This window comes from Microbacterium foliorum (genome assembly GCF_003367705.1).
Classification (GTDB): domain Bacteria; phylum Actinomycetota; class Actinomycetes; order Actinomycetales; family Microbacteriaceae; genus Microbacterium; species Microbacterium foliorum.
In genome coordinates this window covers 2,989,870-3,002,829 of the sequence record NZ_CP031425.1, presented here as the reverse complement: position 1 = coordinate 3,002,829, position 12,960 = coordinate 2,989,870, and the positions used below count along the sequence as shown (strand labels likewise).

12 protein-coding genes are annotated in these 12,960 nt (G+C 69.6%); 8 read left to right on the top strand and 4 right to left on the bottom strand.

Annotated elements, in window-relative coordinates; all coding sequences use genetic code 11:
- Positions 1 to 12: 12 nt before the first annotated feature.
- The 3 genes from aztC to aztB all read right to left on the bottom strand — a co-directional run bounded on the left by aztC (position 13) and on the right by aztB (position 3,081).
- Positions 13 to 933, bottom strand: coding sequence for a zinc ABC transporter substrate-binding protein AztC (gene aztC, locus DXT68_RS14235; protein ID WP_045254171.1), 921 nt, complete (start codon positions 931 to 933; stop codon positions 13 to 15).
- A gap of 1 nt (position 934) precedes the next feature.
- Positions 935 to 2,158, bottom strand: a complete 1,224-nt coding sequence (locus DXT68_RS14230) for a hypothetical protein (RefSeq protein WP_045254170.1) — start codon at positions 2,156 to 2,158, stop codon at positions 935 to 937.
- A gap of 71 nt (positions 2,159 to 2,229) precedes the next feature.
- Positions 2,230 to 3,081, bottom strand: coding sequence for a zinc ABC transporter permease AztB (gene aztB, locus DXT68_RS14225; RefSeq protein ID WP_279625478.1), 852 nt, complete (start codon positions 3,079 to 3,081; stop codon positions 2,230 to 2,232).
- 55 nt (positions 3,082 to 3,136) lie between these two features.
- Here aztB and aztA point away from each other — a divergent pair, with 55 nt between their 5' ends.
- The 5 genes from aztA (at position 3,137) to DXT68_RS14200 (ending at position 6,839) form a co-directional block, all read left to right on the top strand.
- The gene (gene aztA / locus DXT68_RS14220) at positions 3,137 to 3,790 is read left to right on the top strand and encodes a zinc ABC transporter ATP-binding protein AztA (protein ID WP_045254169.1); all 654 of its coding nucleotides are present in this window, start codon (positions 3,137 to 3,139) and stop codon (positions 3,788 to 3,790) included.
- 143 nt (positions 3,791 to 3,933) lie between these two features.
- Positions 3,934 to 4,503 (top strand): hypothetical protein, encoded by a 570-nt coding sequence (locus tag DXT68_RS14215; RefSeq protein ID WP_052677720.1) that lies wholly within the window; start codon positions 3,934 to 3,936, stop codon positions 4,501 to 4,503.
- A gap of 109 nt (positions 4,504 to 4,612) precedes the next feature.
- Positions 4,613 to 5,869 carry a flavin-dependent oxidoreductase gene (locus tag DXT68_RS14210; RefSeq protein ID WP_045254168.1) on the top strand — a complete coding sequence of 419 codons (1,257 nt, stop codon included), beginning with the start codon at positions 4,613 to 4,615 and terminating at the stop codon, positions 5,867 to 5,869.
- Positions 5,866 to 6,369, top strand: coding sequence for a MarR family winged helix-turn-helix transcriptional regulator (locus DXT68_RS14205; RefSeq protein ID WP_045254167.1), 504 nt, complete (start codon positions 5,866 to 5,868; stop codon positions 6,367 to 6,369). Before DXT68_RS14210 ends, DXT68_RS14205 begins: the two co-directional genes overlap by 4 nt.
- Positions 6,366 to 6,839, top strand: coding sequence for a DUF3237 domain-containing protein (locus tag DXT68_RS14200; protein WP_045254166.1), 474 nt, complete (start codon positions 6,366 to 6,368; stop codon positions 6,837 to 6,839). The genes DXT68_RS14205 and DXT68_RS14200 overlap by 4 nt, the downstream gene beginning before the upstream one ends.
- Before the next feature lie 31 nt (positions 6,840 to 6,870).
- On the opposite strand, the gene DXT68_RS14195 is transcribed toward DXT68_RS14200, so the two are convergent.
- A complete protein-coding gene (locus DXT68_RS14195) occupies positions 6,871 to 7,890 on the bottom strand; it encodes a LacI family DNA-binding transcriptional regulator (RefSeq protein WP_052677719.1) in 1,020 nt (339 codons plus the stop codon).
- A 147-nt stretch (positions 7,891 to 8,037) separates the two neighbouring features.
- On the opposite strand from DXT68_RS14195, the gene DXT68_RS14190 reads away from it, so the two are divergent.
- Genes DXT68_RS14190 through DXT68_RS17150 form a run of 3 tightly spaced genes read left to right on the top strand, consistent with a single transcriptional unit; the run spans position 8,038 to position 12,928 of the window.
- Positions 8,038 to 9,510, top strand: coding sequence for an APC family permease (locus tag DXT68_RS14190; RefSeq protein ID WP_045254165.1), 1,473 nt, complete (start codon positions 8,038 to 8,040; stop codon positions 9,508 to 9,510).
- A complete protein-coding gene (locus DXT68_RS14185; protein WP_045254164.1) occupies positions 9,507 to 11,138 on the top strand; it encodes an amidohydrolase in 1,632 nt (543 codons plus the stop codon). Before DXT68_RS14190 ends, DXT68_RS14185 begins: the two co-directional genes overlap by 4 nt.
- Positions 11,135 to 12,928 (top strand): SDR family oxidoreductase, encoded by a 1,794-nt coding sequence (locus DXT68_RS17150; RefSeq protein WP_216822639.1) that lies wholly within the window; start codon positions 11,135 to 11,137, stop codon positions 12,926 to 12,928. The genes DXT68_RS14185 and DXT68_RS17150 overlap by 4 nt, the downstream gene beginning before the upstream one ends.
- The last annotated feature ends 32 nt before the right edge of the window (positions 12,929 to 12,960 follow it).

Genomic DNA, 12,960 nt, shown 5'->3' with positions numbered 1-12,960 from the left:
TCTGGTGAGGTCTCAGGGGGTGAGACCGGTGGTGATGCGCTCGGTGTTGATGCGCATCATGGTCAGGTAGTCGGGGGCGCCCCCGTCGGGGCCGGTGAGGGATTCGGTGAAGAGCTCGACGACCTCGACCTGCACGTCGGCCTCGCTCGCGAGCGCCTGCACCAGCCGGTCGGGAGACGACGACTCCGCGAAGACCGCGGGCACGCCGGTCCGCTCGATCGCGTCGACGAGATCGGCGAGGTCGGATGCCGAGGGGGCGGCGAGCGTCGTGCCACCAGGGATCACTGCTCCGACGATCTCGAAGTCGAAGCGCTCGGCGAGGTAGCCGAAGACGTGGTGGTTGGTCACCAGCGCACGCCGCTCGTCGGGGATAGTCGCGAACGCCTCGGTCATCTCCGCATCCAGTGCCCGGAGCTGTGAGCGATAGTCGTCGACCGTCGCGTCGAGGTCCTGGGTATCGATGCCCTCGAGCTCTGCGAGCACGGGTTCGAGGGCGTCGACGACGTCGATCATGCGCGCGGGGTCGGTCCAGAAGTGCGAGTCCGGCATCCCCGCGGCATCACCGACGCTGTAGTCGAGCACCTCGATGGCGTCGCCGGCCACGAACGCGGGCACTCCGTCGGCCGCGTCGAGGTGCTGCTGCAGCCCCTCTTCGAGGCCGAGGCCGTTCGACACCAGCAGGTCGGCGCCCCGCAGGGTCGCGGCCTCCTGTGCCGAGATCTCGAACGAGTGCGGGTCGGCATCGGGCTTCATGAGCGTCACGACCTGCGCCTGGTCACCGACCAGTTCTCCGACGACGTCGCCGAGGATGTTCGTCGAGACCACGATGGTCGGGCGCGGGTCGTCCGGGGGCGAGCAGGCGGCGAGTCCGGTCGCGACGAGGGCGGCGAGGGCGCTGAGCGCGGCGGTCGTGAAGAGGCGTGCGGGGCGCATGTCATCGTCCTGTCTCGGCGACGAACGCCGGTGCGGTGTCGGTGTCGAAGGTGCGGGCGATGCGCGCGGCATCCGCGTAGTCGATCTCGAACAGGCGGTGCTCGCTCGGCGCGCTCAGATAGGCGCGGTGCTGATCGGCGATCAGCACCGGAGCAGCGCCCGCGGCGAGGGACTCGGCGGCGAGAGGTGCGGTCTCGGCGATCACCGCTCCGCTCTCGTCATCGAGCACGAGCACACGTCCGTCCTGGGCGAGTGCGAGCAGAGTGCCGTCTTCGTCGTCGACCGCGGTCACGTGCACGAGCGGAGCAGGGGAGGGGAGCAGCGTCCACGACCTCGCGCGCGTGTCGAGGAGCCAGATCCCCTCGGATCCCGCGAGGCCGGCGACCGTGGGGCGCCCTTCGCGGTTGTCGAAGGACGCGGCGGGAGGCGCGGTCGTCCCGGCCGGATACGGGATGCGCTCGACCTGCAGTCCGTCGCCGTCGACATGCGCGAGCAGCGCGCCGTCCTGGCATCCGATCACCGCGCCGACCCGTGTCGTGATCGTGCCGGCGGGGTCTGTGCAGGGCTCCTCGAGACCGGTCGGCTCACCCGCGGCCGTGTACCCGCGCACGCTCGTGCCGATGCCGTCGGATGCCTCGGTGACCAGAGCGAACGAGCCGACCGGCACGACGAGCCCCTCGTGCGGCTCGCGCTCGATGCGGAAGAGCTCACTGATCTCGCCCTTCGACAGCGCCTGGGTGTCGAGCAGCACGGCGTCGCCGGAGCCCGCGAACGAGATGCCGGTGCCGCCGGTCGTCGACAGGGTGGTCGTCGCGACCGCGGCCCTGCCTTCGCCGGACACCGAGCCGAGCACGGCGGGGTCCGCCCGGTAATAGTGGAAGTGGTCGACGTGATCCCAGGTCCAGACGCCGCTGTCGACGACCTCGACACCGTCGGCCACCTGCGCGAAGAGGTAGCGGCCGTCGGTCGTCAGTGCGCTCGGTGCGGAGATCTCGCCGATGTCCGTGACGCTCTCATCGAGGAGGTCGAGGTGGGTCACGGCCCCCTCGGGATCGATCGAGGTCAGTCCGAGCTGCGGTTCGGCGACCTCCTCCGCTCCGGCGACGGCGCCGTGGCCGCCATCGGACGATGCCGTCGCGTCCGGGTCGGCGGGGCCCGCGGCGCAGGCGGACAGCGTGACGGTGAGGGCGCCGGCGAGGGCGAAGAGGGCGATGCGAGAGCGCACGAGGTGCCTTCCTGTCGGTGTCGGGTGTCGGGTGTCGGGTGTCGGACGTCGGCTCAGGCGCGTCAGGCGCGTCAGGTGCGTCGCGCGCGTGACCCGAGCGAGTCGATGACTGCGCGCGTGCCCCACGAGAGGCAGGCGAGCAGGATGGCGGATGCCGCGACCGAGGCGCCCGCGGCCGTCGCCGCGTACCACGACGCGAGCAGGCCGAGGAAGACGGCGGCGACGCCGAAGATCGCCGCCAGCGCCATGCGGGTCGGGATGCGGGTGGTCCAGTGCCCGGCGGCGACGGCCGGGGCGAGCAGCAGGCCGACGACGAGCATCGAGCCCACGGCCTGGTACGACGCGACGACGGCCAAGGTCACGAGTCCGACGAGCGCGGCCTGAGCGATCTGCGGGCGCAGCCCCAGCACCGCGGCGATCCGCGCATCGAGCGACAGGGCCACGAACGAACGGTGGAGCGCGGCGGCGGCGATCAGTCCGACGGTCGCGGCGGCGGCGAGCAGCACGAGATCCGTTCCGCTGATCGCGAGGATGTCTCCGAAGAGGATCGCGGTCGCATCGGTGGCGAAGCTGCCGGAGTGCGAGATGACGATGACGCCCAGGGCCAGCATCGAGACGAACAGCAGGCCGATGCTCGTGTCGTACGACAGGCGCGCTCGCCGCTGGAGGGCGCCGATGCCGAGGCTCATCGCGATGGCGCTCAGCGCGCCGCCGACGAGCACGGGCAGCGAGAGCACCGTGGCGAGAGCGACGCCGGGGAGCATGCCGTGTGCGAGCGCCTCGCCGAGGAACGCCATTCCGCGGATGACCACCCAGGTGCCGACGACGGCGCAGAGGATCGCGACCAGGGCACCGCCGAGCATCCCGCGCTGCAGGAAGTCGAGAGCGAAGGGGGCGAGTACACCGGTCGGATGGGAGGTCACAATCAGCGAGCCTAGAGCTTTATGAGAATGATTATCAAACTCATATAGTGGGATCATGCCCGACACCCCCCTCTCTCGCCGCGCTGCCGCCGATCTCGTCGACGTGCACGTGTCGTTCGGCGACCGCGCGGCTCTCGCGGGCGTCGACGTGCACATCCCCTCAGGCGCGGTCACCGTGATCACCGGGCCCAACGGCGCGGGAAAGTCGACTCTCCTCGAGGTGCTCGGAGGCACGCGGGCGATGACCTCGGGCAGCCGGGCCGTGCCTGGCACCGTGGCGTTCGTTCCGCAGCGGGCCGCGATCCCCGCCGGTCTCCCCGTAGCGGTGAGGGATGTCGTCAGTGTGGGCGCGTGGGGCCGGCTCGGACTGTGGCGGCGCATGGACGCCGCAGCACGCGAGCTCGTCGAGAGGTCGATGGACCGCCTCGACATCCGCTCCCTCGCCCGCGCGCCGTTCGCCGCGCTCTCCGGCGGACAGCAGCAGCGGGCGCTGCTCGCCCAGGGGCTCGCGCGGGATGCCGACCTCCTGCTGCTCGACGAGCCGACGACGGGCCTCGACGCGTCGAGCGCTCTGCGCATCCGCGCCGTGCTCCGCGAGGAGTCAGCACGCGGCGTCGCCGTGGTGTGCGTGTCGCATGACCCCGCGGTGATCGGCGACGCCGAGCACACCGTCCGGCTGGTCGACGGTCGCATCGGCGTCGGGGCTTGAGGCCCCAGCAGCCTCGGGGGCGTGTGGCTCTCGGGATGAGCAGGGCGCGCGTTCTAGTGTTGACCCGTTCTCCTCCGGACGAGCATCCGTCGGGCTCCGGACCGATCGGATGCCGTGAACACCTCCCACGATTCGAGGATTCGATGACCACGCAGCCGCCTCCGCCGCCACAGCCCCCGCAGTATCCGTCGCCTCCGCCGGCTCCGTACGCGGTGTTCTCGGGCATGCTCGGCGACAACGCCTCCGGCGGCTGGCTGCTCGCGCGGGCAGAGGTCAGCAACGGCCTCATCACCCTCTGGGTCGAGCTGCCGAGCGGCTGGACGCAGTACTTCAGCGTCAGAGCCGACGAGGTCACGGTGAAGTCGGCTGCGCAGCGCATCACGCTGGTCGTCCGCGGACAGAGCTATCCGCTGCTCGCCGACGCCCGCGCGGTGGGCAGAGCCATCGGGCTCGGCGTCGTCGGCGTCGTCGCCGACATCGTCGACAAGCCGGGGCTCGAGATCGGGGCCGACCTCGGTCGAGGCGCCAACGTCGCCGGTGCTGCGCGCGCCTTCCAGCAGGGGGGAGGACCCGAATTCCTCGCTGCGGCGCGGCAGTCGGGTGCGCGAACCTCGAGACTCGGCTACGGGCCCTTGCTCGCGATCGGCTGCGGGGGAGGGCTGCTCGTCGTCGTCCTCGTCACCGTGATCACCCTGGTGGCGATCAACTTCTGAGGCTCTCGCGGTTCAGGACGGCGTTGAGCGATCCGTACCCTTGCGCCCATGTAGTTTTGTTGCAAAACTATATGGGCGGCTCACGGTGAGTCGCAGCCAGGAGCGATCAATGAAGATCATCATCATCGGTGCGGGCATCGGCGGACTCGCCGCCGCCGTCAGTCTGCACGAGGCCGGACTGCGTGACGTCACCGTCTACGAGCGCACCACCGCGATCCGCGGCCTCGGGGTCGGCATCAACCTGCTGCCCCACGCGCTGCGCGAACTCACCGAGCTCGGCATCGCCGACACGATAGCCGAGCTGGGTGTCGAGCCGCGGACTCTCGCCTATTACAACCGTGTCGGGCAGCCGATCTGGAGCGAGCCGCGCGGCATCGCGGCGGGCTACCGCTGGCCGCAGCTGTCGGTGCATCGAGGTCGGCTCCAGCTCGCGCTGCGCGACCTCGCAGAGGCTCGTCTCGCCGAGCCCATCCGCCTCGATCACCGTCTCATCGACATCGCTCGCAACGACGACGGCACCGAGACCGTGCGCTTCGCCACCGGCGGCGGCACAATCGAGGACACGGCAGATGTGATCATCGGCGCCGACGGCATCCACTCGGCCCTGCGTGCGCTGCGATACCCCGCGGAGGGGGCGCCGCCGTGGAGCGGCCTCACCCTGTGGCGCGGAGTGACCCGGATCCCGGCGTTCCTCGACGGACGCACCATGATCATGGCGGGCGACGGCGAGCAGAAATTCGTCGCCTACCCGCTCGCCCCCGTCGACCCCGACGGGCGGATGCCGGTGAACTTCATCGCCGAGCGACGCACCTCGGGCTCGGGCGATGCGGACTGGAACCGCGCCGTCGACCCCGCGCCGATCGCCGAGCTGTTCCGCGACTGGCGCTTCGACTGGCTCGATGTGCCCGCTGCCATCGCCACCGCGGACGAGATCCTCGAGTACCCCATGGTCGACCGCGACGCCCTGCCGCAGTGGACGTTCGGGCGCACCACGCTGCTCGGCGATGCGGCCCACGCGATGTATCCGAACGGGTCGAACGGCGGCTCGCAGGCGATCCTCGACGCCCGCACCCTCGCCTTCCACCTCGCGACGGAGGAGAGCATCGACGACGGACTCGCGGCGTACGAGCAGGCGCGGCGTCCGGCGATGACCGCGCTGCTCGCCGGCACGCGTGCCACCGGACCCGAGCGGGTGATGCAGCTTGCGCGCGAGCGTGCTCCGGAGGGCTTCGCCGACATCGACGACGTGATCCCGTACGCCGAGCGCGAGCAGATCGCCACCGACTACAAGACCGCAGCGGGCTTCCTTCCCGAGATCCTCAATGAGCGCCCCTCACTCACACCGGCCTCGGCGGTGACGCCATGAGCGATCTCGACGCGGGCAGGCTCGCCGCCGTCATCTCCCCGCTGCGTCGCGCCCTGCTCGCCGCGACGCGCGCAGAAGCGCGGTTGCCCGAGATGTCGGACGCGCAGATCGACGTGATCCGCGCGCTCCCACGGGGCACGTCGCGCGGCCCGGCCGAGATCGCCGACCGGCTGCGTCTGAGTCGTTCGACCGTGAGCAACCTGCTCGGTGCCATGGAGAGCGACGGACTCGTCGAGCGGACCCCGGCTCCGGCCGACGGTCGTCGTGTCGTGGTGAGAGCCTCGGCGGCCGCACTCGACCTGTTCGACCGGTTCGACGCGGCGAACTCCGCGCTCGTCGCTCAGGCGACAGCGCGTCTCGATCCCGGCGAGCGGGCGGCGCTCGACGCGGCGCTCCCCGTGCTCGAACGGCTTTGCGCCGTGCTCGTCGGCACGGCGTCGCCGCCGGCCACGCCAGACGCGGCAGATGGCGCTGCCCCAACTGAGGAGTCGAACCGATGACACCGCACGACGCACTTCCTGTTCCCGGCCTCGAGTTCGCCTTCGACGTCACCGTCGATCTCGGTCCGCTCGAAGACCACCTCGCCACCAGCGTCGGTCATCGTCGCGTGGTGCCGATCCTCGGCGGAAGGGTCACCGGCGGGGTCGAGGCAGAGATCCTGCCCGGCGGTGCCGACTGGCAAATCGTGCGTCCTGACGGCACGATCGAGATCGACGGCCGCTACTCGGCCCGCACGGCAGAGGGCGACCTGCTCCTGCTCCACGCGAGAGGTCTGCGCACCGGCACCGCCGACATCCTCGAGCGGCTGGGTCGAGGCGACGAGGTCGCCCCCGAGTCGTATTACTTCCGCACGACCGTGCAGATCGAGACGGCGGCGCCAAAGCTCGCGCACCTGCAGCGTGCGCTGTTCCTCTCGGCGGCCCAGCGACAGGCGAACGCCGTGCGTTATCGCGCGTACCGGGTGAGCTGACTGCGACCCCGGATGTCTGGTGCGGCCGGACTCAAGAGTGCGCGGGTGAGACGGGGCGGGTGGAGGCTCGCTCGCGATAGATCAGGTCGAACCACTCCGTGCCGTGCACGGAGTCATCGGCCTTCTCGATGAGGGAGATGAGCATCGCGCCTGCCCGCATCCCGGCATCCTGAGCGCGCAGATCGAGAGATGAGATCGGCGGCTGCACGATCTGCAGCGCGGGGCTGTCGTTGTACGCGACCAGCTGGACCTCGTCGGGGACGGCGTGGCCGAGTTCGCGCAGGGTGGACAGGATGCCGACGCCGAGGCCCTCGGGGAGGCACACGATCGCGTCCACGTCGGGGTGATCCTCGTGCAGGCCTCGGATCATCGAATGGAGTTCCTCGGCAGAGGGCACACCATGGAGGTCGATGAACCTCACGGTGATGCCGGTGGCGTCCGCCCAGTCCGCGGCGGCGTCGGCCGCGAGTCGCGCCCACATCTGATCTATCAGTGGCCGGACGACGGCGATCGACGTCGCGCCGCTCGCGCGCAGCCGATCGAGCAGCCGATTCATCGCGGTGCGGTGATCGCCGGCCAGGGCCACGGTGGGCTCGGGCATCCCCGGGGGGACGAGTTCGGATGTCACCACAGGGCGCCCGGATTCGAGGATCGCGCGGGCGAGCTCGTCGCCGCCGATCACATCCGTCATCACGAATCCGTCGACATGAAGGGCTCGGGCCTTGGCGGCGGGGAACTCTGCGGGAATCAGAGACACCGTCAGCTCCCGATCCTCGGTGCTCTGCACGACGCCGACGGCGAAGTTCATGTAGTACTCCATGAAGTTCATGCCGCGAGGCAGCCAGAGTCCGATCGAGCCGGCCCGCGCCTGGCGGAGGTTGCGCGCTCCGCTATTCGTCGAGTAGCTGAGGGCCTGCGCCGCCTCGAGTACCCGACGTCTCGTCTCGGCGGAGACGCGACCGGTGCCGGCGAGCGCGCGGGATGCCGTGCCTCGAGAGATTCCGCACAGATCGGCGACGTCTTGCAGCGTCGCGGCTCGTGTCGATGACATCGTGACCTCCCTGTCGATCCTATGTCGCCGCTGGGTATCAATATTGCCCAATCGATTGCGCAACCGATGTTCCGTGCGCCACACTGTCGTCCAACGACCCGCAGGCGTGTTGAGCAGGTCGGCCACCCGACGGAAGGAAAGCACGCCATGACCCAGCAGACGTCTCTTCGAAACGAGGAGCACACCGGCCAGCTGAAGAAAGCAGCCCTCAGTGCGTGGGGGGTCGTCTTCCTCGTCATATCGGCTGCGGCCCCGTTGAGCGTTCTCGCGGGGATCGGACCCCTGGCTGTCCTGATCGGCGGCGTCTCGGCCCCGATCGTCTACGCCGTCGCGGGCATCGTCCTCGCCGTGTTCGCCGTCGGATTCCTCTTCATGGCGCGCAACCTCACCGCGATGGGAGGCTTCTACACCTACATCGCGGTCGGCCTCGGCCGGGTGGTCGGACTCGCGGCGGGCTTCCTGGCCTGGATCTCCTACAACCTTCTCCAGATCGGTCTCTGGGGTCTGTTCGGGGTCATGGCGCAGGGCATGTTCGCCACCGTCTTCGGCATCGACGTGCCGTGGTGGATCCTCGCGGTCGTCGGCGCGGTGCTCGTCTTCGCGCTGGCCGTCGCCGGAGTAGATGTGGGGGCGAAGGTGCTGGGAGTGCTCCTGGTCCTCGAGACCATCCTGCTCGTGGTGCTCGCCGCGTCGATCCTCACCCAGCGCGCCGGGCAGCTCGAGTTCGGGACGTTCGCGCCCGAGAACATCTTCACGCCGAGCATGTTCGCCATCCTCGGATTCGGATTCGCCGCGTTCATGGGGTTCGAGTCGACCGTCCTCTACCGCAGTGAGACCCGCGACCCCGATCGTTCGATCCCGCGGGCGACCTACATCGCCGTGGCATTCCTGGCGATCTTCTACACGGCCACCCTGTGGCTGGTGATCCAGGCATTCGGTGACAGCGAGGTGCAGGGCGTGATCGCTCAGGACCCCGCGGCCTTCTTCTTCACCGCCATGGGCGCGTACGTGGGGGATTGGGGAGTGTCAGTGATGTTCGTGCTGATCGTGACGAGCATCTTCGCCGGCCAGCTCGCCTTCCACAACGCGATCAACCGCTACAGCTTCGCGCTGTCGCGGGACGGGATCCTTCCCTCGGCGTTCACCAGGACCAACCGCAGGGGTGCGCCCTGGGTCGCCGGGGTGATTCAGAGCGTGGTCGCCATCATCGTCGTCATCGCGTTCGGCACCGCCGGCCTCGACCCGCTCACTCAGCTCGTGATCCTCGTGAATTCCCCCGGTGTCTACGGCATCATCACGCTGCAGCTCCTGGCCTCGATCGCCGTGCTGATCTTCATCATGCGCAACAGGCATCTGGCGCGCCGGTGGTACGTCCTGCCGGCTGCCATCGTCTCGCTGGTCGCGATGGCCGTGCTTCTCGTCGTCCTGGTGATCACGATCGACTACCTGACGGCGGCCGGCCCCGCGATCAACGCGATCATCCTCGCCGTCGTCCCCGTGGTGCTGCTGCTCGGCGCCGGATACGCACTCATCCTCCGGGCGCGCCGGCCCGAGGTGTTCGCACGCATCGGCGGTGCCGATCCTGAGACGGCCCGCATCGAGAACGGAGAAGGGCGATGACGCGCGAAGGCATCGCAGACCTGGTGGTCTTCGCGGGCACGGTGGTCACGATGGAGTCCGACCCGACGACCTCCGACGGGGCCGAGGGCGTGGCCATCGTCTCCGGCGAGGTGGTGGCGGTCGGACGCAGGGCCGCGCTGCAGGCCTGGATCGACGAGACGACTCGCGTCATCGATCTTCCCGATGCGGTGATCCTCCCGGGGTTCGTCGACAGCCATATCCATCCGGTGTTCGGCATCGAACTCACCCGCGGAGTCGACCTCAGTCGGTGCCGCACACTCGTCCAGGTCGAGTCGGCGCTCCGGGCCGAGGTCGCCGGACTGGCAGCCGACGACTGGCTGCTCGGCTGGGGGCTCGACCCGAACGTGTTCGGTGAAGAGCCCGTCTCCCACGCGGTCCTGAATTCCGTGGCGGGCGAGCGGCCCGCCCGCATCCGCTTCTTCGACGCCCATGCCGCGCTGGCGTCCGATGCGGCACTCGCGCTCGGCGGCGTCACCGGTCGCGAAGAGTTCACCGACGGCTCCCGCGTCGTGACCGACGGACAGGGCCGCCCCACGGGCTACCTCCTGGAGCTTCAGGCCATCGACCTCGTGGAGAAGGTGCTTCCCCCGCTGAGCTTCGAGCACCGCGTCGACGCCCTCTACGATGTGCTCCTGAACATGGCCAGGGGCGGATTCACCTCCGGACAGGTGCAGGACCTCGCGCCCGACGCGATCGACCTCCTGAAAGCGATCGAGGAGACGCGCGAACTGCCGATCCGGTTGCGCATGTCGCCCTGGTACGTGCCGGGGACCCCGATCGAAGAGGTGGTCCGGCTGGCCGCACTGCAGGGCGCTCACGGTCGGCACTGGGTGGTCGAGGGCGTCAAGCTCATGATCGACGGCACCATCGACAACGGCACGGCCTGGCTGCATGAGCCGGATTGTCTCGGAGAGTCCACCACCTCGCTGTGGCTCGACCCCGACCAATACCGCAACGCACTCACCGAGCTCGACCGGCGTGGCATCCCCACGACGACGCACGCGATCGGTGACGCCGGGATCGACTTCGTGGTGCGCGCGATCGACGGTCTGACGGAGCCCGCGGCGACGCACCGTATCGAGCACATCGAGACGATGACGGATGCCGCACTGGCCGTCTTCATGTCGTCGAAGGCGACCGCGAGCATGCAGCCGACCCACTGCACGCTCTTCACCAAAGCGGATGAGAGCGACAACTGGTCGCGACGTCTGGGCCATGCCCGCGCGGGCCGCGGATTCCGTACCCGTGATCTCGTCAGCGCCGGGATTCCGCTCGCGCTCGGGTCGGACTGGCCCGTCGCTCCGAGCGACGCCGTCGGCATCCTCGCGGACGCGCAGCTGCGGCGCCCGCACGACGACCCCGCCGCGCCGCCTATCGGCCCGGATCAGGCGCTCGATGCGATGACGGCGCTACGCGGGTTGACGGTGGAGCCCTATCGCACCATCGGTCGCACCGGCGGTGTTCTGCGGGCGGGCGCCGTCGCCGACATCACCGTGCTCGACCGTGATCCTCGGACGGTCGATCCCGAGAGCCTGGGCGAGGCCGCGGTGCTGTTGACGATCGTCGACGGTGGCGTCGTCGTCGACGCCGGCGAGCGGCGATCATGACGTCGCCCCACCTGCCCGTCGCCCTCATCACGGGGGTCGGCAGCGAGCATGGCATCGGTTTCGCCGTCGCTCGACGACTCGGCGCCGAGCGGATGCGTCTGGTCCTCACCTCCACGACGGAGCGCATCTTCGGCCGCGTCGACGAGCTGCGAGCGGCCGGGGTGGAGGCCGTGGGGATCGTGGCCGATCTCACCAGGCAGAGCGGGGTGGACGCCGTCATCGCATGCGCACAGGAGACCTACGGCTGCGTGGATGTGCTCGTCAACAACGCCGGAATGACCTCGGTGTCGGACCCCGACGAGCCCGGTGCGATCGATGAGCTCTCCGCTGACCGATGGCACGCCTCGCTGGAACGGAACCTCACCACCACGTTCTCGGTGATCCGCGCGGTCGTCGGCGGGATGCGGGATCGGGGCTATGGCCGGATCGTGAACGTCTCGTCGGTCTCCGGACCTGTCGCTGCATTCGTCGGAGACGTGGCGTACCACGCGGCGAAGGCGGGAGTCGTGGGGCTGACCCGCGCGGCGGCGGTCGAAGTGGCGCCTGCGGGAATCACCGTGAATGCGGTCGCGCCGGGATGGATCGATACGGCGTCGGCGACAGATCGCGAACGGGCCATGGGTGCAGCGACTCCAGTCGGGCGATCCGGCACCGCGGATGAGGTCGCATCCGTGATCGGGTTCCTCGCCGACGAGGCGGCGTCGTACATCACCGGGCAGTTGATCACTGTCGACGGGGGGCAACTCCATCACCGAAGAACGCGGGCGTTGAGACCCGTGACGAAAGAACGGCGAGAATTGACCATGAACGAGAACACTCTCGGATTCGACTTCTTCGAGGCGGGGGAGCTGCCGGCGCCGATCGTCACGGCAGCGCTGGCCGAGCGGTGGGCGGAGGAGGCGTTCGGCCTCGTCGTGGATGCCGTCGATCTGGGCAGCCAGCAGGATGCGAACTTCCTCCTCATCGCTCGCGGCGGAGTGAGCGGTGATCGGGTCGCGGTGATGAAGGTCTCGAACAGCGCGTTCGACGTCGAGGCGGTCGACGATCAGGATCGTGCCGCGCAGTGGGCGGTCGATGCGGTCCCCGGGCTGCGCGCGCCGACGCGGATCGGCGACGTCGCTCTGCTGGAGGCGCCGAGCGGCACTCACGTCGTACGACTCATCCGCTATCTCGACGGGGGGACGCTGCACGGGAGCGCGCCTCTCTCGCCTCGTTCCGTCGCGGCGATGGGGCGAGTGTGCGGCGAGATGAGCGCCGCGCTGTCGAGCCTTCCGCACACGCCGGCGGAACGAGTGCTGCAGTGGGACCTGCGCCAGGGATCGCGAGTGGTCGAGTTCCTCGCGGAGCACATCCCGGACGCGGTGCTGCGGGAGCGGCTCGTGAGGGTCGCGCGTGCGGAGGCCGCCCGCGTCGAGCGGGTGGCTGCGCTGCTGCCTGTGCAGGTCGTGCACGGCGATCTGACCGACGACAACCTGATGCGGTCCGCATCACGGGGCGACGACAGGGTCTTGGACGGTGTGATCGACTTCGGCGACCTGATGCTCTCCTGGCGCGTCGCGGAGCTCGCGACGACGATCTCGTCGGTCCTGCATCATGACGGCGCGTCCGCGTCGTCGGTCCTGCCTGCCGTCCGGGAGTTCCACCGGATCCGTCCGCTGAGCATCCCCGAGGTGGAGGCCCTGTGGCCCCTCGTCATCATGCGCGGGGCGGTGCTGGTGACGAGTGGTCATCAGCAGGTCGGCACGGACGACTCCAACGAGTACGCCCGGGACGGTCTCGCGCGCGAGTAGCTCATCTTCGACCGGGCCGCATCTGTGCCGTC

Coding starts and splice junctions, on each gene's coding strand:
- DXT68_RS14215 (WP_052677720.1), top strand. CDS start 3,934: ATGACCACGCAGCCGCCTCCGCCGCCACAGCCCCCGCAGTATCCGTCG.
- DXT68_RS17150 (WP_216822639.1), top strand. CDS start 11,135: ATGACGTCGCCCCACCTGCCCGTCGCCCTCATCACGGGGGTCGGCAGC.
- DXT68_RS14200 (WP_045254166.1), top strand. CDS start 6,366: ATGACACCGCACGACGCACTTCCTGTTCCCGGCCTCGAGTTCGCCTTC.
- DXT68_RS14185 (WP_045254164.1), top strand. CDS start 9,507: ATGACGCGCGAAGGCATCGCAGACCTGGTGGTCTTCGCGGGCACGGTG.
- aztC (WP_045254171.1), bottom strand. CDS start 933: ATGCGCCCCGCACGCCTCTTCACGACCGCCGCGCTCAGCGCCCTCGCC.
- DXT68_RS14195 (WP_052677719.1), bottom strand. CDS start 7,890: ATGTCATCGACACGAGCCGCGACGCTGCAAGACGTCGCCGATCTGTGC.
- DXT68_RS14190 (WP_045254165.1), top strand. CDS start 8,038: ATGACCCAGCAGACGTCTCTTCGAAACGAGGAGCACACCGGCCAGCTG.
- DXT68_RS14210 (WP_045254168.1), top strand. CDS start 4,613: ATGAAGATCATCATCATCGGTGCGGGCATCGGCGGACTCGCCGCCGCC.
- aztA (WP_045254169.1), top strand. CDS start 3,137: ATGCCCGACACCCCCCTCTCTCGCCGCGCTGCCGCCGATCTCGTCGAC.
- DXT68_RS14205 (WP_045254167.1), top strand. CDS start 5,866: ATGAGCGATCTCGACGCGGGCAGGCTCGCCGCCGTCATCTCCCCGCTG.